20 protein-coding genes are annotated in these 24470 nt (G+C 73.5%); 17 read left to right on the top strand and 3 right to left on the bottom strand.

Annotated elements, in window-relative coordinates; genetic code table 11:
* Nucleotides 1-54: 54 nt before the first annotated feature.
* From ACZ5ID_RS29190 to ACZ5ID_RS29180, 3 genes are all read right to left on the bottom strand, one after another.
* Nucleotides 55-981: a PadR family transcriptional regulator gene (locus ACZ5ID_RS29190; RefSeq protein ID WP_468903748.1), complete on the bottom strand. Its 927-nt coding sequence runs from the start codon at nucleotides 979-981 to the stop codon at nucleotides 55-57.
* 1 nt (nucleotide 982) lies between these two features.
* Nucleotides 983-1846 (bottom strand): DUF4097 family beta strand repeat-containing protein, encoded by an 864-nt coding sequence (locus tag ACZ5ID_RS29185; protein ID WP_468903745.1) that lies wholly within the window; start codon nucleotides 1844-1846, stop codon nucleotides 983-985.
* 156 nt (nucleotides 1847-2002) lie between these two features.
* On the bottom strand, nucleotides 2003-2185 hold the full coding sequence (locus ACZ5ID_RS29180; protein ID WP_468903743.1) for a DUF6104 family protein: 183 nt from the start codon (nucleotides 2183-2185) through the stop codon (nucleotides 2003-2005).
* 134 nt (nucleotides 2186-2319) lie between these two features.
* Between ACZ5ID_RS29180 and ACZ5ID_RS29175 the strand changes: the two genes are divergently transcribed.
* The 17 genes from ACZ5ID_RS29175 to ACZ5ID_RS29095 all read left to right on the top strand — a co-directional run.
* Entirely contained in the window at nucleotides 2320-2709 is a 390-nt protein-coding gene (locus tag ACZ5ID_RS29175; protein ID WP_468903741.1) for a CU044_2847 family protein, read from the top strand.
* Nucleotides 2702-4675, top strand: coding sequence for a VMAP-C domain-containing protein (locus ACZ5ID_RS29170; RefSeq protein ID WP_468903739.1), 1974 nt, complete (start codon nucleotides 2702-2704; stop codon nucleotides 4673-4675). The genes ACZ5ID_RS29175 and ACZ5ID_RS29170 overlap by 8 nt, the downstream gene beginning before the upstream one ends.
* A gap of 232 nt (nucleotides 4676-4907) precedes the next feature.
* On the top strand, nucleotides 4908-5909 hold the full coding sequence (locus tag ACZ5ID_RS29165) for an AAA family ATPase (protein ID WP_468903736.1): 1002 nt from the start codon (nucleotides 4908-4910) through the stop codon (nucleotides 5907-5909).
* Nucleotides 5910-5953: 44 nt separating this feature from the next.
* Nucleotides 5954-9367, top strand: coding sequence for an SAV_2336 N-terminal domain-related protein (locus ACZ5ID_RS29160; RefSeq protein ID WP_468903734.1), 3414 nt, complete (start codon nucleotides 5954-5956; stop codon nucleotides 9365-9367).
* Entirely contained in the window at nucleotides 9364-9642 is a 279-nt protein-coding gene (locus ACZ5ID_RS29155) for a hypothetical protein (RefSeq protein ID WP_468903732.1), read from the top strand. Before ACZ5ID_RS29160 ends, ACZ5ID_RS29155 begins: the two co-directional genes overlap by 4 nt.
* A complete protein-coding gene (locus tag ACZ5ID_RS29150; RefSeq protein ID WP_468903730.1) occupies nucleotides 9639-10877 on the top strand; it encodes an FxsB family cyclophane-forming radical SAM/SPASM peptide maturase in 1239 nt (412 codons plus the stop codon). Before ACZ5ID_RS29155 ends, ACZ5ID_RS29150 begins: the two co-directional genes overlap by 4 nt.
* A gap of 94 nt (nucleotides 10878-10971) precedes the next feature.
* A complete protein-coding gene (fxsT, locus tag ACZ5ID_RS29145; RefSeq protein ID WP_468903728.1) occupies nucleotides 10972-13959 on the top strand; it encodes an FxSxx-COOH system tetratricopeptide repeat protein in 2988 nt (995 codons plus the stop codon).
* 317 nt (nucleotides 13960-14276) lie between these two features.
* Nucleotides 14277-15530: an acyltransferase family protein gene (locus ACZ5ID_RS29140; RefSeq protein WP_468903726.1), complete on the top strand. Its 1254-nt coding sequence runs from the start codon at nucleotides 14277-14279 to the stop codon at nucleotides 15528-15530.
* 59 nt (nucleotides 15531-15589) lie between these two features.
* Nucleotides 15590-16300 (top strand): SDR family oxidoreductase, encoded by a 711-nt coding sequence (locus tag ACZ5ID_RS29135; RefSeq protein ID WP_468903724.1) that lies wholly within the window; start codon nucleotides 15590-15592, stop codon nucleotides 16298-16300.
* A 60-nt stretch (nucleotides 16301-16360) separates the two neighbouring features.
* Complete coding sequence (locus ACZ5ID_RS29130) at nucleotides 16361-16819, top strand: carboxymuconolactone decarboxylase family protein (RefSeq protein WP_468903722.1); 459 nt, start codon at nucleotides 16361-16363, stop codon at nucleotides 16817-16819.
* Between the two features lie 157 nt (nucleotides 16820-16976).
* A complete protein-coding gene (locus ACZ5ID_RS29125; RefSeq protein WP_468903720.1) occupies nucleotides 16977-17855 on the top strand; it encodes a sigma-70 family RNA polymerase sigma factor in 879 nt (292 codons plus the stop codon).
* 407 nt (nucleotides 17856-18262) lie between these two features.
* Entirely contained in the window at nucleotides 18263-19783 is a 1521-nt protein-coding gene (locus tag ACZ5ID_RS29120; RefSeq protein WP_468903718.1) for an MFS transporter, read from the top strand.
* A 151-nt stretch (nucleotides 19784-19934) separates the two neighbouring features.
* Entirely contained in the window at nucleotides 19935-20351 is a 417-nt protein-coding gene (locus ACZ5ID_RS29115; RefSeq protein ID WP_406555568.1) for a pyridoxamine 5'-phosphate oxidase family protein, read from the top strand.
* Between the two features lie 215 nt (nucleotides 20352-20566).
* Nucleotides 20567-22054 carry an FAD-dependent monooxygenase gene (locus ACZ5ID_RS29110; RefSeq protein WP_468903715.1) on the top strand — a complete coding sequence of 496 codons (1488 nt, stop codon included), beginning with the start codon at nucleotides 20567-20569 and terminating at the stop codon, nucleotides 22052-22054.
* Between the two features lie 113 nt (nucleotides 22055-22167).
* Nucleotides 22168-23004 (top strand): NAD(P)H-binding protein, encoded by an 837-nt coding sequence (locus ACZ5ID_RS29105; RefSeq protein WP_468903713.1) that lies wholly within the window; start codon nucleotides 22168-22170, stop codon nucleotides 23002-23004.
* Between the two features lie 87 nt (nucleotides 23005-23091).
* Nucleotides 23092-24078 carry an alpha/beta fold hydrolase gene (locus tag ACZ5ID_RS29100; RefSeq protein WP_468903710.1) on the top strand — a complete coding sequence of 329 codons (987 nt, stop codon included), beginning with the start codon at nucleotides 23092-23094 and terminating at the stop codon, nucleotides 24076-24078.
* Nucleotides 24079-24153: 75 nt separating this feature from the next.
* Nucleotides 24154-24470 (top strand): FAD-dependent monooxygenase (locus ACZ5ID_RS29095; protein ID WP_468903708.1); only part of this gene is annotated, 317 nt, incomplete at its 3' end.

Here is a 24470-nt window from a genome sequence, read left to right as displayed (position 1 = left end):
GGGTGCGGCCCCGCTGCGGCGGCGCGGCCCGGCCACGGCTGAGGTCCGCGCCGCCTACCGTGTGCCGTCCCGCAGGATGGCCCCGATGTGGGCCGCCGCCGTCGACAGGTGGCGGCGGGTCTCGCGGAGTTGGTGCTCGGTGACGCCGTGGTCGCGGGCCGCGTCGCGGATGTCGTCGCGGAAGCGGTCCAGGAGGCGGTCGAGGTCGCGGGCCGGGTTGCCGGTCGCCGGGTCGTCGGCCCAGGCGGGGGGCGCGGGCTCCGTCACGGGCTCGGCGGTCCGGGCGGCGGGCTCCTTCGGCTGGGGGCGGGTGAAGCGGCCGAGCTCCTTGGTGATCTCGGCCAGGCCCTCCCGTACGCCCGTCGGCCAGTCGCCGCGCGCGAAGTGGTCCTGCACCTGCTCCGCCACCCGCTGCATCTGCTCGCGCGCCCTCTCCTGGGCCTCGGTGGCCTGGCGGCGCGCCTGCTGGGCGTCCTCGCGGGCGCGGCGCGACTCGTCCTTGGCGCGGCGCGCCTGCTCCTTCCACTCCTGCTTGGCCCGCTTGAACTCCTCCTTGGTCTGCTGCCAGGACTCGCTCTCCGCCGTACCGGACGTCCGCGTCTCCCGCGCCTGGCGGCGCACGTCGTCGCGCAGGTCGCCCGCCGCGCCCCGGACGTCCGCGCGGATCTCGGCGGCGAGTTCGGAGACCGACTCGCGGATCTCCAGCTCCAGGTCGGCCAGCTCGCCGCTGCGGCCCGCGAGCTCGGCGCGGCCCGCGTCGGTGATCGAGTACACCTTGCGGCCACCCTCGGTGGTGTGGGTGACGAGCCCTTCCGCCTCCAGTTTGGCCAGCCGCGGGTAGACGGTGCCGGCGCTCGGGGCGTACAGGCCCTGGAAGCGCTCCTCCAGCAGGCGGATCACCTCGTACCCGTGGCGCGGGGCCTCGTCGAGCAGCTTGAGGAGGTACAGGCGCAGCCTGCCGTGGGCGAAGACGGGGGGCATGTCAGAGCACCTTCCCGGTGGTCGGGGCGGCCGGTCCCGCCGTGTCGTGCGGTTCGGGGCGGCGCAGCAGGGCGATCGAGCCCGAGACGGTGGTGGCCCGCAGGGTGCCGGTGCCCGCGCCGAGCGTCCCGGTGATCTTCTTCGCGCCCCACTGCCCGGTGACCCGCAGGTCGTCGAAGGCGTTGGAGACCGCACCGCTGGTGGTGTTCGCCTCGACCCTCGCGTCGGCGGCCGGGTGCTCCAGCCGGATGGCGATCTCGCCGGACACCGTGGTCAGCCGGACGTCGGCGGGCTTCCCCGACGGGTCCAGGTCCAGCACCATGTCGCCGCTGACCGAATCCGCCTTCACGGACGTGGCCGCGCCCTCGATCACCGTCAGATCGCCGGAGACCGACTGGAAGCGGAGGTCGCCGGTGACGGCCTGCGCCTCCACGTTCCCGGACACCGTCTCCGCGCGGACCTGGCCGGAGAGGCCGACCAGCGTGGTGTCGCCGGTGACGCCGCGTACGTCGGTGCGCCCCCGGATCCCGGAGACCACCGCGCCCGCGCCGACCACGCCCACCTCGACCCCGCAGCCCGCCGGCACGGTGAGCGAGACGACCGCGCTGCGCCGCCAGCCCTTGCGGTCGAACCACTTGAGAAAGCCCTTCCAGGGCAGGTCCTCGTAGGCGACGGTGAGGTTCGGGCCGTCCTGGGTGACGATCAGCGGCGGCCCGTCGAGGGCCGACACCTCCAGGCGCCCGGAACCTTCCTCGGTCCCCACGACGTTCACGGTCCCGTTGACGATCCGCACGTTGAGCGCGGTCACCGGAGCGTCGAAGGTGAGTGTGCGCGGCTCGGAAACGGTCCACGTCGACTCGGCCATGGCTCTGCCCTCCCTGGGCGCGGTCATACGCAACATATCGCGTCTACTGAGAGACACGATATATCGCGGATGGGGGAAGTCAACCGCCCGGGGCGCGGCCCCCGTGCGGGCCCCGGGTCCGGCGGGGCAGGGAGGGGCCCCGGCCGGGGGCTGCGGCTACGCGTCCTCGTCCTCGTCGTCGAGGCGGGCCAGCCACGTGGCGAGGCGCTCGACCGGGACCTCGAAGTCCGGGTTCAGGTCGACGAACGTGCGCAGCTGGTCGGCAAGCCACTCGAAGGTGACCTCCTCCTCGCCGCGCCGCTTCGCCAGCTCCTCGATGCCGCGGTCGGTGAAGTACACAACGTGCTCCTGAACGTACGGGGATGTTCCCCTCCAGGGTATCCGCCGCTCTGAAGGGGTCCCCTGCAACCGCCGGGCCGATTACCCTCGTCATCTCAAGTCAGGGGAGCTTGCGACTGGTTCAGGGGGCGGCCATGGCGCATGTACGGGAGATCGAGCTGCCGGGCGGGGCCGTGGTGCTCGCCCGGGTGTCCGCCGCCGGGGGGTACGCGGCGGACGACGACGACGTCGGCGTGATCGAGAACGCCGTCGCCAAGGTGGAACGGCTGAGCGAGCTGATCGCCGGGGTCGGGCGGTCCGTGCTGGACGCCGCCGCAGCAGCGCGGCCCGACGAGGCGACCGTCAGCTTCGGCGTCGAGCTGTCGGTGAAGGCCGGGGCGGCCGTCGCCGTCCTCGCCGACGGGGAGGCGAAGACGTCCCTCCAGGTCACGCTGGTGTGGCGCCGGGAGGACCGGCCGGCGCCCCCGCCGCCGCCGGACCCGCCGCGCATACCCCCGGCCCCCGGCGGCCCGGCCGATGCCTGAGCACGCGCACGACCCCTTCATCGACGACCTGGCGCGCTCGGCCACCGTCCACCTGCTCCCCGCCGGTGGCGGCACGATGTGGGGCAGCGGCTTCTTCGTCGCCCCCGGCTGGGTGCTGACCTGCGCGCACGTCCTGCGCCCGCATCTCGCCCGGGACCGCGAGCGGATCTTCTCCGTCGGCAGCGACCGGCTCGGCGAGGAGCCGCTGCCCGCCCGGCTCGCGGCCTGGCTGGTCGACGACGACCTGCCCGGCGAGGCCGTGCCCGTCGAGCAGGACCTGGCGCTGGTCCGCCTGATCGACGACGACGCGGAGCACGAGTGCGTCTGGCTCAGCGACTGCGCCGAGCCGCCCGGCGCGAGCAACGCCATGGTCTACGCCTTCCGGCCGGAGGAGGGCCCGCAGCGCTGGCAGACCGCCATCGACATCCGTACGTACGACGGCAGTTACGGGTTCCGCTTCCACACCACCGAGTTCCCCAAAGGGGTCTCCGGCGGACCCGTGGTCGACCCGCACACCGGCGCCGTCGTCGCCGTGATGAAGTCGCGCCAGGCCGAGCGCGGCGGCGGCCGGGCCATCGCGCTCCCGGCGCTGCGCCGCTTCGGCGACCTGTACGGCACGGTGCTCGCCGAGCACGACCGGTGGCACGGCGGCGAGCCCCGGCTCAGCGGCTACAACACCTGGGTCGACCGGCAGCAGCAGTTACCCGCCGCCGGGCTGCACCGCACGCCCGAGCAGTGGAGTCCGTACGACCGGCGCACTGCCCTCGGGCTGCTGGCCTCCGTGCCCGCGCCCGGCGGGGTGCCGGTCGTCGCCAAGCTGGTGCGCAAGGCCCGCGGCGGGATCGCGCCGCCCGCCGGGCTGCCCGACCCGCGCACCTGGCGCGACGGCCACGGCCTGCTCTACGAGGCGCACCGCCCGATGCCCGCCATCGCCTTCCTGCACTACCTCAAGCTGGTCGTGGAGTACGAGCGCGGGCGCGGCGGCGACCCGGCGCAGCTCGCCGCCTGGGTGACAGAGCGGCTGCGCGGCATCCCGCCCGTGGTGCACACGGTGGTCACCGAGGCGCGGCTGCCCGACGGACTGCTGCCGGTGCTCGGACCCGGCGCGCCCGAGGAGATCCTGACCGTCCTGCCGTACCCCACGCCCGAGCGCGGCGGCGCCGTCGTCACCGTCGAACTGGAGCCCCTATCCGACGCGCCCGACCGGTTCTACTGGCGCATCCGGGTCCACGACGGCGACCGGGAGGGCTCCCGGCCGGTGGCCGAGGAGTGCCGGGGCGACGGCGTGGCCCCCGCCGAGCTCATCCGGCGGCTGCGCCGGCCGCTCGTCACCGCCTTCGAGAGCGTCGACACCGACGACTGCCCGGCCCCCCTCGAAGTCGCCCTGCCCGCCGACCACTTCGACACCGCCGTGCACCGCTGGCAGCTCACCGAGATCGGGCGCCTGTACCGGTCGCCCTACCTCGGCGTGCAGCGGCGGGTGGTGCTGCGCGACCTCGACCGGCGCGGCGCGGCCGACCCCGAGTGGCAGGAGCGCTGGGACGCCCTGATGGCCGCCGAGGAGCTGGTCGCGGTGCCGGCCCCGCAGCCGGGACGGGCGCCCCGGCTGCGCCACTACACCGAGATGGAGCCCGGCGCGGTGCCGGTGCTGTGCCGGCCCGCCGGGCGCGGGGTCGGCGGCGCGGCCATGCGGATGGCGCTGGAGGCCGGCCACGGGGTGGCGCTCTGGCACACCGACGCCCACCCCGAACAGGGCTGCCACGACCTGTGCGTGGCGGTGCGCGCCGGGGCCGCCGGTCTGCTCGGCCAGGCGAAGGACCCCACTGAGCTCCCGGACCGGCTGCGCCGTATCAGGGAGGAGATCAGCGATTCCAAGGATGCCCAGCACTGGGCGGAGGGTGTGGCGATGCTCTACGACGACCCGGACCGGCCGCTGCCGGACCTCCAGCGGCTGGACGCGCCGTGATACGCCGTGACCGCGTGCCCGCCCCGGGCACTCCGCGCCCCGCCGCGCGCCCGGACAAGCGCCGCTGTGACCGCCTGTGCGTCCACCCGCCCGGACCGGGCGGGGCAAACGCCTTTCGTCGGCCCGGGAGTGGGTACGTTCCGACTGGACCTCGACTCGCAACGAGACTTCGACCCGCAACGACACGTGGCCAAGAAGTGGTGCCCCGCCGACCGTCGACGAGGAGCGAGCGATGGACGACTGGCTGATCTACCGGGGCCTCGGGGCGCCGGATCCCGAGCGGATCAACACCCTGCCCCCGCCGCCCCGCTGGCGCACCTTCGGCGGCGAGCCCCGTCCGTACACCGTGCCGGACATCGACATCGCCTCCGAGCGCCGGCTCGGCGACCGCGTCTCGGAGCTGTCCGCGCACGACGCCGAGACCCTCCAGCTGATCAACGCGGCGCTCTATCTGCGCCGCCCGCTGCTGATCACCGGCGAGCCGGGTTCGGGCAAGTCGACGCTGGCGCACTCGATCGCGTACGAACTGGGCCTGGGCCGCGTCCTGCAGTGGCCCGTCATCAGCCGCACCGAGCTCAGGGACGGCCTCTACACCTACGACGCCATCGGACGGCTGCACGACGCGCAGCTCGCCGACGGCCAGGCCGAAGACATCGGCCGCTACATCCGCCTCGGCCCGCTCGGCACCGCGCTGCTGCCCGCCGAGCGCCCCCGCGTCCTGCTCATCGACGAGCTCGACAAGAGCGACATCGACCTCCCCAACGACCTGCTGAACGTGCTGGAGGAGGGCGAGTTCCCGATACCCGAGCTGGAGCGGATCGCCGACCGGCCCGGCCGCGACGTGGTCGACGTCCTCACCGACGACGGGCGGCGGGTGGCGGTGCCGAACGGCAGGATCCGCTGCCGCGCCTTCCCCGTCACCGTCCTGACCAGCAACGGCGAGCGCGACTTCCCGGCGCCGCTGCTGCGCCGCTGTATCCATCTGCACCTGGACCCGCCCCGCGAGGAGCGGCTGGCGGCCTTCGTCCAGGCCCACTTCGGGCCCGGCGCCGACGAGCGCAACGTCGATCTGCTCACCCGCTTCACCCGCGACGACGGCAACGGCGAGCTGCGCCCCACCGACCAGCTCCTGAACGCCATCTTCCTCACCCAGCAGGTGAGCGAGGAGGAGCCGGAGCGGCGCGAGGAGATAGCCGAGCTGCTGCTGCGCCCGCTGGACACCAGGCAGCGGTGACCCCGATGACCGCCGCCCCGGGCCCGCGCCCCGCCAGGAACGCCGTGACCTCCACGCTCACAGCCCTGGTGGCGCGTCTGCGCGAGGCGGAGATCCAGCCGACCGCCCAGGAGCTGGCGGACGCGCTGTGGCTGGCGGGGTTCGCCGGGCCCCTCACCCGGCCCGGTCCCCGGGCGGCCGAGACGGTGCCCCCGGTCCCCGGCGGCCCCGGCGTCAAACCGCCCGATCCCGCCGACGCGGCGGCCTCCGCGACCGCCGAGCACCTCTCCGACGAGGGCGGTCCCGGCGGCTCCGGCACCCCTGGGCCAGGGGCAGGGGCCGATCTGTTCACCCCCGGACCCGGCGCCGGTTCCGGCCGGGGCGCCGAGGGCGCACATCCGCCGGCCGGCCCGGACGGGGTGCGGGTGGCGGCGCCCGCCGCGGCCACCCTGCCCGAACCGAGCGCGTTGCAGCGGGCGTTGCGCCCCCTGCAGCACTACCGGCCGCCCACCCGCCCCACCGGCCGCCGTCTCGACGAGCAGGCCACCGCCGACCGGGCGGCGGAGACCGGCCTGATCCTGCCGGTGCTGCGGCCCGACCGCCGCCGCCAGGCCCGGCTCGCCCTGGTGATGGACGTGTCCTCCTCGACCGTGGTGTGGGAGCAGACCCTCGACGAGCTGCGCCAGGTCTGCGAGCGGGCCGGGGCCTTCCGCGAGGTGCGGACGCACTTTCTGCACGAGGGCGAGGACGGCCGGCCGCGCGTGGGCACCGGCGTCCACGGCGGGGGCCACCTCGTCGACCCGTCCGAGCTCGGGGACCCGGGCGGACGCCGGCTCACCCTGCTGCTCAGCGACTGCGCGGGCCCCATGTGGCGCAGCGGCCGGCTCCAGCGGCTGCTGTACGGCTGGGCGCGCACGGCCCCGCTCGCCGTGGTCCAGCCGCTGCCGCAGCGGATGTGGCGCTCCACCCATCTGCCCACCCGGCAGGGGGTGCTGCGGCGCCGCGAGGGCCCGGCCGGGCGGCTGGAGTTCGAGCCGCGCAGGCCCGAGCGGGGCCGGGACGCCCGGGGGGTGCCGGTCCCCGTGCTCGCCCTGCGCCAGTCGTCGTTCGGCGCCTGGGCCCGGCTGGTGAGCGGCTCCGCCGAGCAGACCATGGAGGCGGCAGTCGGCCGGGTCCGCGCCGACCACGCCCCCGCCTCCGGCAGCGCCCGCGCCGAGCAGGACCTCAGCCCCGCCGAGCGGGTCGCCGCCTTCTGCGCCACCGCCTCACCGGACGCGGCCCAGCTCGCCGCCTGTCTGTCGGCGGCGCCGCTGGTGCTGCCCGTGATGCAGCTGGTCCAGCGGGCGATGCTGGTCGACAGCGGCCCCGAGGTGCTGGCCGAGGTGCTGCTCAGCGGGCTGCTGCGGACCGACGACGAGGAGAGCGGCCCGGGCCTGCCCGGCTACGTCTTCCTGGACGGGGTCCGCGAGGAGCTGCTGGAACTGCTCGGCGCCGGAAGCGCGATCCTCGTCCTGAAGCACTGCTCGGAGTACGTGGAGCGGCGCTACGGGCGGACCGTGCGCAACTTCCCCGCGCTCGCCGCGGCCGTCCTCGCCGGCTCGGTCGACCCCGGCGGCAGCGCGCCCGCCGGCCCCGTCGACGACTCCCGGCTGCGGGTCTTCGCCCGGGTCTCGGCGCAGGTGCTGCGGCGCTTCGGCCGGCCCGACCAGTTCGTCCAGCCGGGCGGCGGCGGCGCCGGGCCGCGCGAGCTGTCCGACCGGGCCCACGACTGCCTCGACCGCTTCCGCTCGTACGGCACGGTCCGCGACCTCGACATGGGCGTCCAGCTGCTGAGCGCCGCCGTGCGCGCCGAGAAGCGCGTCGCCGAACGGGCCTATCTGTACGGGGAGCTGGCCCAGGCCCTGCTGCTGCGCTGGGAGCTGCGGCGCCTGGGCGAGGACCTGGGCGAGGCGCTGTCCGCCGTGGAGAACGCCCTGCCGCACGAGCGCCGCGCCCACCTCACCCTCGCCCGCGTCCTGGAGGCGATGGCGGACGAGGCGGAGTCGGGCCGGGCCGGGGCGGACGAGGCGTGGTGGCTGCGGGCGCTGACCGAGCCGCAGGGGCCGCCGGGACGGCCGGGCGAGACCTGGCGGCTGCCCGCGGCCCCCGCCGCCCCCGAGGTGCCCGCGGCCGTCGCGGGGACCGGCGCCGAACCGCGGCCCCCGCAGGCGCGCTCGCCCCACGAGGTCGCCCTGCATCTGCTCAACCGCGCGCACAGCAGCCTCGCCCTGGTCAGCGGCATCCCTCCGGCCTCCGCCACCCAGCGCGCCGACTGGCGGGCCGCCTCGCTGGCCCGGGTGCGGGTGCTGCGGCGGCTGGCGGAGCTGGAGCCGGCGTGGGCGGGCGGCTGCCTGGTCAACGCCGTCCAGGTGACCGACGCGCTCCTGAGGGAGGACCGCGCCGCGGGAGTCCTGCTGCTGCGCGGCGCGCTGCTGCTCGCCCTCGCCCGCCGCGCCGCCGCCGGTCCCGGCGAGGAGGCCGCGGCCACCGCCCGCGCGTACGCCGAGCGGGCGGCCACCGACCTCTACGCCGGGTTCGAGACCCTGGCGCCGGGCTCGGTGAGCGACGCCGAGGTGAGCCGGGCCTGGCTGGACGTCGCCGACGCCGTGGAGCTCTCCGGGACCGGGTCCGACGACGACGCCGGCCGGCTCACCGTCCTCCAGGCCCTCGACCAGGCCCGCCGCTACGCGGGCCCCGACCGCGAGGCCCAGACCGTGTGCCTGCTGCGGATGGCGAAGGTGCTGCGCGAGCGGTACGAGTCGACCCGCAGCCGCACCCACCTCGACTCGGCCGTGGTGGCCTGGTCGGAGGCGCTGGAGCTGATGGACCCGGACGACCCGCGCCGCGCCGCCGCCTTCACCGAGCTCGGCGACGCGCTCACCGCGCGCGCCCGCGCCAAGGACTCCGTCGAGGACGCCCGGGGCGCGGTGCGCGCGCTGCGCCGGGCGCTCGACGAGACCTCCGAGTCCGACCCCGAACTGGCCCGCCGCCGCTATCTGCTGGGCGTCGCGCACGTCCTGCGCTTCCACGCCGAGGAGATCCTCTCCGATCTGCACGAGGCCCACTGGATCCTGGGCGCGGCGGCCCGGGCCACCGACCGCAGCACGCTCCTCGCCCGGATCTGGCTGCTGCGCGCCGAGGTGCTGCGGCTGCTGTCCGAGCGGACCGGCTCGCCCGCCCGGCTCGGCGAGGCGGCCGACCACGCGCTGCGGGCGGCGCGGGAGAGCCACGCGGCCGGGGAGCCGCTGACCGAGGCCAGGGCGCGCCAGACGCGGGCGCTGCTCCTGGAGCGGACGGCGGGCCCGGCCCGGGCACAGCAGGAGCACCACGAAGTACTGCGTGTCCTTTCCGCCGCGCCCGAGGGAGCCGCGCGCGACGAGGCGGAGGCCCTGAGCCGGGCGGCGACCGACCGGCTCGACGGCGAGCTGGGAGCGTCGTGACGGCGACCGCGACCGAGGGGGGAAGGGCGCTGCCGGACCCCGCGGCGCTGCCGGTCCTGCGCCCCCTGGCGGCCCGCGCCCCGCACGAGTGCGCCCACCCGGTCCTGGCCGCCGTCCTCGCCGACCTGCGCCGGCGGCCCGGTCCCCAGGGACCCGCCGTGGCCTACTTCAGCGACGCCCCGGCCGCCGGGGCGGCCCCGGACGCGCCCGGCGCGTACTTCGCCGACACGCCCTCCGCCCGCCCCGGCGACGACGGTCCCGGGCAGGCGCCGTGACCACCGCCGGGGAGCCCCGCTGGCCGCACCGCGAACTCGATCCGGACGCCGTGCGGCCCGTACCGCTGCGCCAGTTCGTGCTGAAGGTGCACAGCCGGTGCAACCTCGCCTGCGACTACTGCTACATCTACCGCGGCCAGGACGCGAGCTGGCGCGAGCGCCCGGCCCGGGTCCCCGAGGCGACCGTGCGCCGCACCGCCCGGCGCATCGCCGAGCACGCCGCCGCCCACCGCCTCACCGCGCTCCGCATCGACCTGCACGGCGGCGAACCGCTGCTCGGCGGCGCCGGTCCCGTCCTGGCGTACGCGGCCGAGGTGCGCCGGGCCGTGCGCGAGGCGGTCCGGGGCGTGGTGCCCGGCGGCTGCGAGGTCACCGCGACCGTACAGACCAACGGCACCCTGCTCACCCCCCGCACCCTCGACCGCCTCGCCGCCGGGCGCGTCCGGGTCGGGCTCAGCCTGGACGGGGGCGCGGCCCGGCTCAACACCCGGCGCACCGACCGCCGGGGCCGCTCCTCCTGGCCCGCCGTCGCCGAGGCCGCCCGGCTGCTCGCCCGGCGCCCCGGCGCGTACGCGGGCATCCTGTGCACCGTCGACCTCGCCACCGACCCGGCGGACGTCTACCGCTCGCTGCTCGCCCTCGGCCCGCCCGGCATCGACCTGCTCCTGCCGCACGGCAACTGGGCCGCCCCGCCCCCGGGGATCGCCCCCGCCCCGGTACCCGGGCGGCGCCCGCGCCCCACCCCGTACGGGGACTGGCTGGTGCGGGTCTTCGACCTGTGGTGGGACGACGACCGGATGCGGACCGGGGTGCGGCTCTTCCAGGAGATCGTGGCGCTGCTCCTCGGCGTGCCCAGCACGGTCGAATCGGTGGGGCTCTCCCCGATGGTGGCCGTGGTGGTGGACACGGACGGCGCGATCGAGCAGACGGGCGCGCTGCGCTCGGCGTACGAGGGCGCCTCCGCGACCGGCCTCGACGTCTTCCGCCACTCCTTCGACCGGGCACTGCGCCACCCCGGCCTCGCCGCCCGCCAACTGGGAGCCGCCGGACTGTCGCACGACTGCGCGGTGTGCCCGGTACGGGAGGTGTGCGGGGGCGGCAACTACGCGCACCGCTACGCCCCGTACAGCGGGTTCCTGCATCCCAGCGTCTACTGCGCCGACCTGGAGCGGCTCATCCGCCACATCGCGGCCCGGCTCGCGGACGCCGACGCGCGCCGACGGGGAGGCCCGTGACCGTCAACTCCTGCTCAACCACCGTTTCGTGACGCACAATTGAGGGTGCGCGCACATCCAGCAGCTGCCGGCCCGAGCCGAGGGAGTCCGCCGCATGTCCGACCACGAGGGCGCCGTGGAGCCCACGCCGCCCGAGCCGGCCGAGGAGTCACCCCGCGTCACCGTGCTCTTCGCCGGGCAGAGCCAGGCCTGGGCCGACTGGATCGGGCAGCAGCTGGAGCGGGCGGGGCACCCCGCCGTGCTCATCCGGTGGGATCCGCTGCACCTCAAGCCCGCCGACTCCGCCCTCGCCGACCTGCTGGAGCCGCCCGGCCGCATCCTGGTCGTCCTGGACGACTGGTACCTGCGGTTCGACTCGGAGAAGTACCAGGGCTGGGCCCGGCTGCTGCGCGACACCCTGCCCCAGCACCGCGACCGCGTCGCCGCCGTCACCGTCACCGCCAGGCCGCTGCCGCCCGCCGCCGCCACCCTGCGCCCGATCGGGCTGCGCGGGGTCGGCCCCGACGAGGCGCGCCGCCGGGTCCTGGAGTGCGCGGGTCCGGCCGGCCGCCCCGGCGGGGTGGTCCTGGAGCGGGCCATCCGCTTCCCCGACGACCGGCCGGCGATCTGGAACGCGCCGCGCCGCAACCGCCAGTTCACCGGCCGCGAGGACGCCTTCGAGCGCATCCACGACATCCTGGCCGCCGCCGGCGAGGACGGCGGCCGGGTGGTGGTGCACGGTCTGAGCGGGGTCGGCAAGACGCAGGCCGCGATGGAGTACGTGCACCGGTTCGCCGGCGAGTACGACATCGTCTGGTGGGTCGGCGCCGCCGCCAAGGCCAGTGCCCGTGAGGGCTTCGCGGCGCTCGCCCCGGCGCTCGGCCTGCCCCAGGGAAGCCGTCTGGGCGAGGTCATCACGGCCGTGCGGGGCGCGCTGGAGACGTCCTGCCGCCGCTGGCTGGTGGTCTTCGACGGTGCGGAGAGCCCGGAGGCGGTCGGGGAGCTGGTCCCCGAGGGCCCCGGGCACGTCCTGGTCACCGCCAACTCGCCCGAGTGGCCGGGCCTCGGCGCCCAGCTGGTGCAGCTGCCGCCCTTCGACCGCGAGGAGAGCGTCGCCTTCGCCCGGCGCCGTGCCGAGCGCCTGGGCGAGCAGGAGGCGGACCGGCTCGCGGAGGCCGTGCAGGACCTGCCGCTGCTGCTCGACCAGACCGCCACCTGGATCGCCAACAACCCGGCGGCCTCCGTCGCCGACTATGTGCGCGGGATCAGCCAGGACGATCCGCACACCGTCTCCACCACGCCCTCGCGCGAGTACCCGGCGAGCTTCCAGGCCGCCTGGTCCCGGACGCTGAACAGCCTGAACGAGACGTCCGCCGAGGCCTGGGAGCTGCTCAAGCTCCTCGCCCACTTCTCGCCGGACTCCGTACCGCTGCGCCTGCTGCAGAACGCCCGGGTGAGCGATCTGCCCCCGCACCTCGCCGCCCTGGTCACCGACCCCAGCAGCTGGAACTCGGCGCTGCGCACGCTCTCCCGGGTCACCTCCACCCCGCTGGAGTACGACGACCCCGGCCGGCTCGGCACCCGTACCGTCGGCTCCCTGCGCATCCACCGGCTGCTGCACCGCTTCGTGCGCGCCGGCCTGCCCGAGCAGGAGCACGAGCGGGCCACCGCCACCGCCTGCCGGGTGCTGGTCGCCGCCGACCCGCGCGACCCGGCAGGCGCCCACAACTGGCCGCGGTACGCCGAGCTCATCCCGCATCTGGAGCCCTCCGGCGCGCTCACCTCCACCGACCCGGACGTGCGTCGGCTGGTCCTCAACTGCATCGAGTACCTGCGGGTGCGCGGCGAGTTCCGCGAGGGGCGCCGGCTCAGCGGCCTCGCGGTGGAGTCCTGGCGTCCGGTGTCCGGCCCCACCGACGGTCTGGTCCTGGTCGCCACCCATCAACTCGCGCACAACTACCGCCAGTTGGGGGAGTACGGGCGTGCTGAGGAGCTGGGCCGCGGCACGCTCCGGCGGCTGATGGCCGAGGGCCGCGGCGGCATCGAGGTGGTCCGCGCCAAGAACGGCCTGGGCGGCACCCTGATGGTGCTGGGCAAGTACGCCGAGGCGCGCGCCCTGTTCGAGGAGGCGGCGGGGGAGACCGCCGCCCTGCTCGGCGACTGGAAGGTGCCCCGGCTCCTCGCGATCCGCCACAACCTGGCGGTCACCCTGGCCCTCCAGGGCCACTACGCCAAATCGCTCTCGCGCCACGAGGAGGTCCTGGAGGAGTGCATCTCCGTCCTGGGCGGCAAGGACCACCTCACCCTCCAGTGCGGCTCGTTCACCGCCCAGATGCTCCGGCTGATGGGCCGGTACGGGGAGGCGCTGACCATCCAGGAGTACAACCACCGCCTGCACCGCCAGGTGCTGGGCGCCGACCACCCGCAGACCCTGATGGCCCAGCACAACCTGGCCCTCTGCCTGCGCCGCGACGGCGAGCCCGAGCGGGCCCGGGGGCTGCTGCGCGAGGCCCGGGAGGCGATGCTGCGGCGCGCCGAGGCGACCGCGTACACCTGCGACTACGCCATGCTCCTGCGTGAGCTCGGCCGTCTCGACGAGGCGCACCGGCTGGCCTCGGAGGCAGCCGCCGGATACGAACGGCTGCTGGGCGCGGACCACCCGTACACGATCGGGGCGCGCGACAACGTGGCCCTGGTGCTGCGCGAGCAGGGCGAGCACGGCCCCGCGCGCGAGCTGGCCGAGCGCAATCTGCGGGCCTTCACCCGGGTGCTGGGCCATGTCCACCCCTGGACGCTGGGCTGCGCCCTGAACACCGCGTCCGCGCGGGCGGCCGACGGTGATCTGCCGGGCGCGGCCGAGCTCGGCCGCTCCGCGCTGGTGCGGGCGGTCACCTCGGTGGGCCAGACGCACGTCCTCTCGGTCAACCTCCAGGCGGGCCTCGCCCAGGACCTGCGGGCGCTGGGCCGCCGGGCCCAGGCCGCCGAGCTGCTCCGGGACGCGGTGGCGACCCTGACCGGGGTCCTGGGCGAGAGCCACCGCCAGAGCGCGTACATGAGGAGCGGGGCGCGGCCGTACTGGGACTTCGAGCCGATGCCGGTCTGAGGCGGCCGGCGGCCGGGTGCGGGGCGAATGTGAGCAAGACCACGTGTGGCCGGGATTTGACGTTTCTCTGACGTTCCTCTGACGTGGAGCCGCCCGTTTCTGTACCCGGGCGGCCGGTTCCTGTGGTTCGTGGCCGAAGTCCGCGCTGTCCCGGGCGGCCCCGCCTTGAAGCGGAGCGCGATCATCAAGATCCTTGATGGGGCCCGGGGCACCGCTCAAGGGCCGCTCCCTTGCGGTGGGCGACGATCGGATGTGCCGAGGACCTCTCTCCTGTCGGGGCGAGAGGCCAACTCCCCATGCCTTCAGGAGGGTTTGCCATGACTCAAGGCGACACGATCGGCGCCGGGCCGCCGACCGCGGCGGCCGGAGCGTCCAGCCGGCCGCGGACCGCGCGCCTGGGGAAGTCGACCGGGTTACGCACGGTCGCCACCCGGGACGGCTGGCTGCGCCCCGAGGCGACCCGGCTGCCCTCGCTGACCGGACTGCGCTTCCCCGCGGCCCTCCTGGTCTTCCTCAACCACACCGGACTGCCGTTCCCGTTCCTGCGTCTGGTCAAGGACGACGGCGCCGCGATGGACTGGTTCGACGTCACACGCAACGCGGGCGCCCTCGGCGTCACGTTCTTCTTCGTCCTCAGCGGATTCGTGCTCACCTGGGCCGTCCGGGAAACGGACACCACCCGCGCCTTCTGGCGCCGCCGGCTCGTGAAGATCTACCCGAACTACGCGATCACCTGGCTGCTCGCGATGGTCCTCTTCGCCTCCGCCTATACGCCGACCCGCACCGCGATACTCAACCTGCTCATGGTGCACGTCTGGTTCCCGAAGTTCGACGTGATCTCCAGTGTGAACCAGCCGAGCTGGTCGCTGGGCTGCGAATTGCTCTTCTATCTCGCCTTCCCGCTGCTGCACAAGGTGTTCCGCCGCATCCGGGCCGAACACCTCAAGTACTGGATATCCGGTGTGACGGCGGCCATCATCGCGACACCGTTCTTCACCTACCTCCTGCTGCCGGACAACCCCAACTTCCCCGGCGGTCTCGCGCTCGGCGCCCGCGCCTCCACCGAGCAGTACTGGTTCGCGTACAACTTCCCGCCCGTGCGGCTGCTCGACTTCGCGCTCGGCATGCTCGTCGCGCAGGCGGTGCTCAACGGCCGCTGGTGGAACATCGGTATGACCTGGTCGACCGTGCTGCTGGCCGGAAGCTATGTGTGGTGCTCCCATGTGCCGTTCCTCTACTCGCAGCGGTCCATGACCATCATCCCCATCATCTTCCTCATCGCCGCCGCCGCCGTGGCCGACGCGAAGAACCAATTCACGCCCTTCCGAAATCGCGTGATGATCTGGCTCGGCGAAGTCTCGTTCGCCTTCTATCTCGTCCACTTCGTGGTCCTCGCCTATGGACGCAAGTGGCTCGGTCACGAGATGTACTCGGTGCCGCAGACCATCGGCATCGTGCTCGTGGAATTCACGATCGCCCTGCTGGCCTCCTGGGCGCTGTACGCACTCGTCGAGCGCCCCATCACCCGTAACTGGTCCAAGCCCCGGCGCCCCCAGGCCGCGGCGAGCTGACCCGCTCGAACCACTTGCATTCAAGTGGAGATCAAGACCCGACTGTAAGGATTCCCCCCATGAAGACCATCGCCCTCATCACAGGTGCCAACAAAGGAATCGGATTCGAGATCGCGCGCCAGCTCGGCGAGCTGGGAATCACCGCGATCGTGGGCGCACGGGACGAGGAACTCGGCAAGGTCGCGGCCGAGAAGCTCGGCCAGCCTTTCGTACGGATAGACGTGACGGACCCGGAGAGCATCAAGAAGGCCGCCACCTATATCGACCTGGCCTACGGCAAGCTCGACATCCTGGTGAACAACGCCGGCATCACGGTCTCGCACGAGGACGGGAAGCCCAGCGTCACCTCGCTGGAGACGATGCGCTCGGTATACGAGACGAACGTCTTCGGCGTGGTGGCGGTGACCAACGCGTTCCTGCCGCTGCTGCGCAAGTCACCGGCGGCCCGGATCGTCAACCAGTCCAGCGAGATGGGCTCGCTCACCAACGTGCTCGACCAGGACCACCCGATCTGGCACGTGAACAACCTGCCGTACAACTCCTCCAAGACCGCGCTGAACATGATCACGGTGTCCTACGCCAAGGAGCTGTGGGACACCCCGATCAAGGTCAACGCGGTCGACCCGGGCTGGTGCCGCACCGACATCACCGGGGGCGAGGGCTACAAGTCGGCCGAGCAGGGCGCGGCGATCGCCGTGCGGCTCGCCACCCTGGACGCGGACGGCCCCACCGCCACGTTCGTCCAGGACCAGGGCGTCCTGCCCTGGTAGGAACGTCCCCCCACTCCCCCCACCGCATCTCCCCGCCCGCACTGCTGAAGGAAGTCAACGATGTCCACCCCCCGGATGAACAACCCGGCGCAGGTGCTGCCCGAGGCCATGACGGCCATTCTGGGGCTGATCAAGTCGATCCGCAGGGCCGGCGTCGACGAGGCCACCCTCGAACTGGTCCACCTGCGCGCCAGCCAGATCAACGGCTGCGGGCCCTGCCTGGACGCCTCGGCGAAGGCCGCGCGGAAGGCGGGCGTCTCCGAGGAGCGCGTCTTCTCGGTGGGCGCCTGGCGCGAGACGCCGTTCTACAGCGACGCCGAGCGGGCGGCGCTGGCACTCGCCGAGCACGCCACCCGGCTCGCCGACCGTGAGGACGCGGTGCCGGACGCCGTGTGGAACGAGGCCGCCGCGCACTACGACGAGCAGCAGCTGGCCGCCCTGGTCCTCCAGATCGGCGTGGTCAACCTGTTCAACCGCCTCAACGCCGCCACCCGCCAGCAGGCCGGCCAGGCCTGGTAGCGGACCGTACGCCGCCGGGGACCAGATCCCCGGCGGTGTGCGAGAGTTGGCCGGCACAGGGACCGGCGAACGAGCCCGCCGGCGGCGGACGTTGTCACATTTGCCGGGGTCGGTTCGTCAGGGGATTGACGGAACGCGAACCAGAAGGATGTGACCGATGGACGAGCGCGAGTGGCTGGCGCAGCGATTCGAGGAGAACCGGAGCCATCTGAGAGCGGTGGCCTACCGGATGCTCGGCTCGCTGAGCGAGGCCGACGACGCCGTTCAGGAGGCGTGGCTGAGGCTCAGCCGCTCCGACACGGACGACATCGAGAACCTGGTGGGCTGGCTGACCACGATCGTGGGCCGGGTCTGCCTGGACATGCTGCGCTCGCGCCGGGCCCGCCGTGAGGACCCGCTGGAGGCGCAGGTCACCGAGCCCGCCCTGGAGCCGGAGGACGGCGCCGACCCGGAGCACCAGGCGCTCCTGGCCGACTCGGTGGGGCTGGCCCTGCTGGTCGTGCTGGAGACGCTCGACCCCGCCGAGCGCCTCGCGTTCGTCCTGCACGACATGTTCGCGGTGCCCTTCGAGGAGATCGCGCCCATCGTGGACCGCAGCCCCGCCGCCGCCCGGCAGCTCGCCAGCCGGGCCCGCCGCCGCGTCCAGGGCGTGAACACCCCGCCGGCCCCCGACCTCACCCGCCAGCGCGAGGTCGTGGAGGCGTTCCTCACCGCCGCCCGCGGCGGCGACTTCGACGCCCTGGTCGCCGTGCTCGACCCCGACGTCGTGGCCCGCTCCTACGCGGCGGACCGCCCCGGCGGCACGGTGCTGCGCGGCGCCGCCTCGGTGGCCCGGCAGGCGCTCACCTTCGCCCAGTTCGCCAAGTCCGCCGAACCCGCCCTGGTGGACGGCTCGCCGGGTGTGGTCGCCGACCGCGGCAAGCCGACCTTCCGCGTGATGGGCTTCGGCTTCGCCGACTCGGTGATCACCGAGATCGAGGTCATCACCGACCCGGCGCGTCTGGACGCGCTCGATCTGGTGCTGCTGGACGCCTGAGCCCGCGCCCGACCGGGCCGTACAGGGTTCGAAAAGGCCCGGGGCCGCTGCGGCGGACCCGGGCCTTCGTACGTCTACGGGGCCATCGCAGCAGGTCAGATGCCGTTCTAAAACTATTTTTCGTCCAGCGGTCACATTCGTCGCGCGCGATCCGTCATATCAGTGACGGACGAGTCCGGGCCGGTGAGCCGAGGGGGGCAGCGCCGGCGGGGCGTCCGTCGCCCTCGTTCGGGGGCGCCCGTACGACAAGCCCCCGATGGAGAGCGGCCTTTGACACGTTCGTCCCGCGTCCGGAACAGAACTCTCGGGCGGCGTTCGGTACCCGACCGCGGTTGTGTCCGGCAGCCACCCGGCATCGCCGGGGGCGCTCTCACCTACTCGATCCTGCATAGTTTAGGAGTCTCGTAATGGCTGCCGCCGACTCACTCGCGCGGTCGGGACCCGGGGCTGGTTTCAAGCCCGGTGCGATCCTGGCGTTTGTGTGCCTGGGCCAGTTCATGGTCTTCATCGACGTGTCGATCGTGAACCTCGCCCTGCCGTCCATTCAGGACGGCCTCGACATGTCCGATGTCAGTCTGAACTACATCGTCACCGCCTATTCGACCGTGCTCGGCGGCTTCCTGCTGCTCGGCGGACGGCTCGCCGACACCTTCGGCCGGCGCAAGTTCCTCATGAGCGGCTTCCTGATCTTCGCGCTCGCCTCGCTCACCTCGGGTCTGGCGCAGAACGCCGCCATGCTGATCACCTCCCGCGGCTTCCAGGGCCTGGGCTCCGCGATGATCGCCCCCGCGGCGCTGTCGATCCTGACCAACACCTTCCCCGAGGGCGCGGAGCGCAACAAGGCGCTCGGTGTGTGGGGCTCGCTCGCCGGTATCGCCTCCATCCTCGGTGTGATCCTCGGCGGCGTCCTCGCCGACGGCCCCGGCTGGGAGTGGATCTTCTGGATCAACGTGCCGATCGGCGTGACGCTGGCCATCCTCGCCCCGAAGGTCGTCCCCGAGTCGAAGTCCGACGCCCCGCGCCAGCGCTTCGACTTCGCGGGCGCCGCGACCCTGACCGCCGGCCTGCTGCTCCTCATCTTCACGCTCGGTGAGGCCATCAACGTCGGCTGGGGCACCACCCGCACGATCGGCAGCCTGGTCGGTGTCGCCGTCCTGCTCTCCGCCTTCATCGTCATCGAGACCAAGGTCGAGGCGCCGATGATGCCGCTGCGCATCTTCCGCCTCAAGACGATGCGCGTCGCCAACCTCTCCGCGATCCTCGTCTTCGGTACCTTCGGCGCGCTGTTCTTCTTCGCCAGCCTCTTCATGCAGCAGGCCTTCGGGTACTCCCCGATGAAGGCCGGCTTCGCCTACGTGCCGCTCGCCGTCTCGGTGGCCTTCGGCGCCGGTGCCGCCTCCGGCATCATCGCCAAGGTGGCGGCCCGCCCGGTGCTCGCCGTGGGTCTGACCCTGACCACCAGCGGTCTGCTCCTGCTGTGGCGCGCCCCGGCCGACGGTTCGTACGTGATCGACCTGCTCCCCGCGTTCATCCTGCTCGGCCTCGGCTGCGGCATGGTCTTCGTGACCCTGCAGATCGCCGCCTTCGTCGGCATCCCGGACGAGGAGGCGGGCGTCGGCGCCGGTCTCATCAACACCAGCCAGGAGGCCGGTGGCGCCCTCGGTCTCGCCGTGATCGCGACCATCGCGTACAACGGCCTGGAGGACAAGCTCGCCAAGACCGGTGGCGACGCCGGCAAGATCCACGACATCCAGGCGACGGCCAACCACCACGCCTTCCTCTCCGCGGCGATCCTCTGCTTCACCGCGCTGCTCGTCGCGCTGTTCTTCATGCCGAAGGGCGCCCAGTCGATGAGCTCGGCGCACGCGCACGGCACCGCCGACCCGGAGGCCGCGGGCACGCCCGAGGCCGCCGGCGTCGAGAAGTGATGACCCCTGTGAACCGCCCGCTCGCCGCATAGGGCTGGGCAGGCCGTGGCGCTCCTCCGACACCTGGCGGAGGAGCGCCACTGGCCGGTAAGGGGCCGGGCCGTCCATGGCGCCGCGCCCGGCTGGGAACGCCTGGAAGGACGTGTCCGTGATGTCGCTGCCCCAAGGGCGTACGAACGCCGTGGAGGTCTCCGCCTCGGTGGAGGCCTTCCTCACCCAACCGCTCGTGGCCACCCTGACCACCCTGCGCCCCGACGGCTCGCCCCATGTGGCGCCCGTCCGGTTCACCTGGGACGCGGCTTCGGGGCTGGCGCGGGTCATGACGGTGGTCACCTCGCGCAAGGCCCGCAATGTGCTGGCCGCCCCGGGCAGCCGGGCCGTCCTGTGTCAGGTGGCGGGTTTCGCCTGGGTCACCCTGGAGGGCACGGCCACGGTCCGGGACGACCCGCGGCGGGTGGCCGAGGGAGTGGGGCGCTATGCCGAGCGGTACGGGTCGCTGCCGCCGAATCCGCCCGGCCGGGTGGTCCTGGAGATCGCCGTCGACCGGGTCATGAACCTCAATACGTAATTCGCTCCCCGTAATTCACCGCACGTTCTCCGAACGCGGCACCACCGGACCACCGAATCCGGCGGTGCCGCGTTTCTGTGTTTCCGTGTTTCCTGCCCGGCATACGGGCGTAACCCGCGTTCGCCATACGCGACTTGAGTCGTACTCAGGTAGTGGCTGCCAGCATCGGCCATATCGGCTGATCCATGTCATCCATCTGCACGAGGAGTGCGCACATGACCCAGGGCGCAATTGTTGTCGGGGCCGGTCCGGTAGGACTCATGCTCGCCGGAGAACTCCGCCTTGCCGGTGTGGAGGTCGCCCTCTACGACAAGCTTCCGGCCCCGAGCGGAGAATCGCGCGGTCTCGGATTCACCGGCCGTACGGCCGAAGTCCTCGACCAGCGCGGCCTGCTGACCAAACTCGGCGACATCCGCTGGGGCAAGCAGGGCCACTTCGGCGGCGTCCGGATCAACTTCGACCAGCTGGACGAGAGCCACTACGGCATCATGGGCCTGGCCCAGTCCCGTACCGAGGAGACCCTCGGCGCCTGGGTCGAGGAGCTGGGCGTCACCGTCCGCCGCGGCTACGAGGTCACCGGCTACCGGGAGACCGAGGACGGCGTCGTCGTCGAGTACGAGGGCCCCGACGGCCCGGGCGAGGAGGCGGCCCAGTACCTCGTCGGCACCGACGGCGGCCGGTCCACCATCCGCCGCCTCGCCGGCATCGACTTCCCCGGCGAGCCCGCCACCCGCGGGATGTACCTGGCCGACGTGGTCGGCGCGGGGCTGCGGATGCGCCCCATCGGTGAGCGCATCGAGGGCGGCGGCATGGTCCTCTCGGTCACCCTGGAGCCGGGCATCGACCGCATCGTCATCCACGAGCCGGGGGTGCGCCCGCACCACGGCGAGGGGGAGCTGCGGTTCTCCGAACTCGCCGACGCCTGGGAGCGCATGACCGGTGAGGACATCCACGGCGCGAGCGCCCGCTGGATGTGCGCGCTGACCAACGCCACCGGCCAGGCCACCGACTACCGCAAGGGGCGGGTCTTCCTCGCCGGCGACGCCGCCCACGACCACGCGCCGCTGGGCGCCCAGGGCGTCAGCGTCGGCCTCCAGGACGCCGTCAACCTCGGCTGGAAGCTGGCCGCGGCCATCAAGGGCCAGGCCCCCGACGACCTGCTCGACACCTACCACGCGGAGCGGCACCCGGTCGGCGAGCAACTGCTGCGCAACACGCTCGCCCAGTCCCTGATCTACCTCAGCGGCGAGGAGATGGAGCCGCTGCGCGCCGTACTGCGCGAGCTGGTGCAGATCCCGGACGCCGCCCGCCACCTGGCCGGCCTGGTCAGCGGTCTGGACGTACGGTACGACGTCGACACCGACGGCACCGGCCACCCGCTCCTCGGGCTGCGCCTGGCCCCGGGCCGCGAGATCGAGCGCGCCGACGGCGGCCGGGTCCGGGTCGCGGAACTGCTGCACAGCGCGCGCGGTGTCCTGATCACCACCGGTGACTCCGGTGAGGCCGCCGAGCTCGCCGAGGCCTGGGCGGACCGCGTCGACGTGGTCACCGGCGAGTGGGTGCCCTCCGGCACCGCCTCCGACCAGGACCCCGAGGCCGTACTCGTCCGTCCCGACGGACACGTCGTGTGGGCCGCGCCCGACGGCGGCAAGCTCCGGGACGCGCTTGAGCGGTGGTTCGGCGCGGCTCAAGTGGCCGGATAGAAGCTGAATCCGCAGTACCGGCCGCCACCCTGCCGAGGGCCTGTCCGGCGCCTACCCGCCGGACAGGCCCTGGCCGCACGCCCACCCCCAGCACCGTCGAAAGGGAACCCACCATGACCGTCCTCGTCACCGGCAGCAGCGGCAAAGTCGGCTCGCACCTCGTGCGGCTGCTCGCCGCCCGGGGCGTCGCCGTACGCGCCGGCTCGCGCAGCCCCGAGAAGCTCACGCTGCCCGAGGGCGTCGAGTCCGTGAAGCTGGCGCTCGACGAGCCCGCGGACTTCCCCGCCGCGCTCGCCGGGGTCACCTCGGTCTTCCTCTACTGCGAGGCCGCCGCGATCGGCGAGTTCGTCGAGCGGGCCGAACAGGCCGGTGTCGAGCACGTCGTCATCATGTCCGCCGACGCGGTGCTGCGCCCCGACGCCGCCGAGAACCCGATCGCCGCACCTCACCTCGCCGTCGAGCAGGCGCTCGCCGCCTCCTCGATCACCTCGACCCCGCTGAACTGCGGCGCCCTCGCCAGCAACGCCATGCCGTGGGCCTGGCAGCTCAAGGCGCGCGGCACGGTCGGCCTGCCCTACCCCAACAACTACGCCGACCCGGTCAACGAGCGGGACGTCGCCGAGGCGGCGCTCGCGGTGCTCACCGACCCGTCGCTGCGCGGCCGTTCGTACCACCTCACCGGCCCCGAGGCGCTCACCTTCACCCAGCACATCGCGGCCATCGAGGCCGCCGCGGGCCGGTCCATCCCGGTCACCGAGGTCCCCCCGGCCGTGTGGCGCGCGGACAAGCCCGACTTCATGCCCGGCGACGTCGCGGACGCGCTGCTCGACCTGTGGGCGGCCAGCTCCTCCCCGGTCCCGCTCACCGGTGACGTCGAGAAGCTCACCGGCCACCCCGCGCGGCCCTTCACCGAGTGGGCCGAGGAGTACGCGGGCCCCTTCCGCGGCTGACGGCCACCGGCCCCGCACACCCGCCACCCCCCACTGGCACCGGCAAGTCCCCCCATGTAGGCACCCGTATGACAGGTAGGACGCAGCATGTCGCTGGACCGCAGAACGATGATCAGCCTGGGCGCCGGGTCCGCCGCCCTCGCGATGGCCGGCGGCGTTGCCGTCGCCGAGCCCGCCGGGGCCGCCCCCGGGCACCACGTCCCCACGGACGCCGCCCTGGCCAGGTCCCTCCCCGGTGATTTCCGCAGCCGCCACGCACACGCCAACGGCGTACGGCTGCACTACGTCACCGGTGGCTCGGGCGAGCCGGTGGTCCTGCTCGCGGGCTGGCCGCAGACCTGGTGGGCCTGGCGGCACATCATGCCGGAGCTGGCCCGCAGCCACCGTGTCATCGCGGTCGACGTCCGGGGGATGGGCGGCTCGGAGAAGCCGCAGGGCGGCTACGACAAGAAGACGATGGCCCGCGACGTGTACGAGCTGGTGCGCTCCCTCGGATACAGCCGGGTGAACATCGTCGGCCACGACATGGGCGCGATGGTGGCGTACAGCTTCGCCGCCAACCACCCCTCGGCCACCCGCAGGCTCTCGGTCGTCGACACCCTCCACGTCGACGAGACGCAGTACGACATCCCGCTGCTGCCCCGCCCCGGCCAGGGCTTCAACCTCTGGTGGTGGGCGTTCAACCAGGTGCAGGGGCTGCCCGAGCAGCTGGCGGCCGGCCGGATGCGGCACATCATCGACTGGCTCTTCGCCAACTCCCTCCCCGACCAGAGCCTCGTCCCCGACTTCGACCGGGCGGTCTACGCGCAGCGCTACGACTCGCCGGACGCCGTCCGGGCCGGGACCGCCTGGTACAAGGCCGCCCACCAGGACATCGCGGACCTGAAGACCTGCGGCAAGGTCACCGCGCCCGTGCTCGGTGTCGCCTCGCGGCTCACGTACGACCAGTTCCGGCAGGTCCTGCCGACGCTGGCGCCGGACGTCCGCGTGGTCCACGCGGACCGGTCGATCCACTACATCCCCGAGGAGCAGCCCGAGCTGCTCACCCGTGAACTGCTGAAGTTCCTCGCCTGACCGGCCCGATCCGGGGCGGACCGGTCAACGGTACTTATCCCATGGCCTGTTCAACATGTGTACGAGGAGTGTGACATGACTCAGGGCGCAATCATCGTTGGGGCCGGACCGGTCGGGTTGATGCTGGCCGGTGAACTCAAGCTCGGCGGTGTGGACGTGGCCGTGTACGACCGGTTGCCCGCGCCGAGCGGCGAGTCCCGGGGTGTCGGCTTCACCCGCCGCGCGGCCGAGGTCTTCGACCAGCGCGGACTGCTCGCCCGCTTCGGGGACGTCGAATGGGCTCAGGGCCACTTCGGTGGGGTGCGCATCGACTTCTCCAAGCTGGAGGACAACCACTTCAGCGTCCGGGGCGTCCCGCAGTTCCGTACCGAGGAGATCCTGGAGGCGTGGCT

It is taken from the genome of Streptomyces sp. NPDC031670 (assembly GCF_055580545.1).
This window is presented reverse-complemented; position numbering and strand designations above follow the sequence as displayed.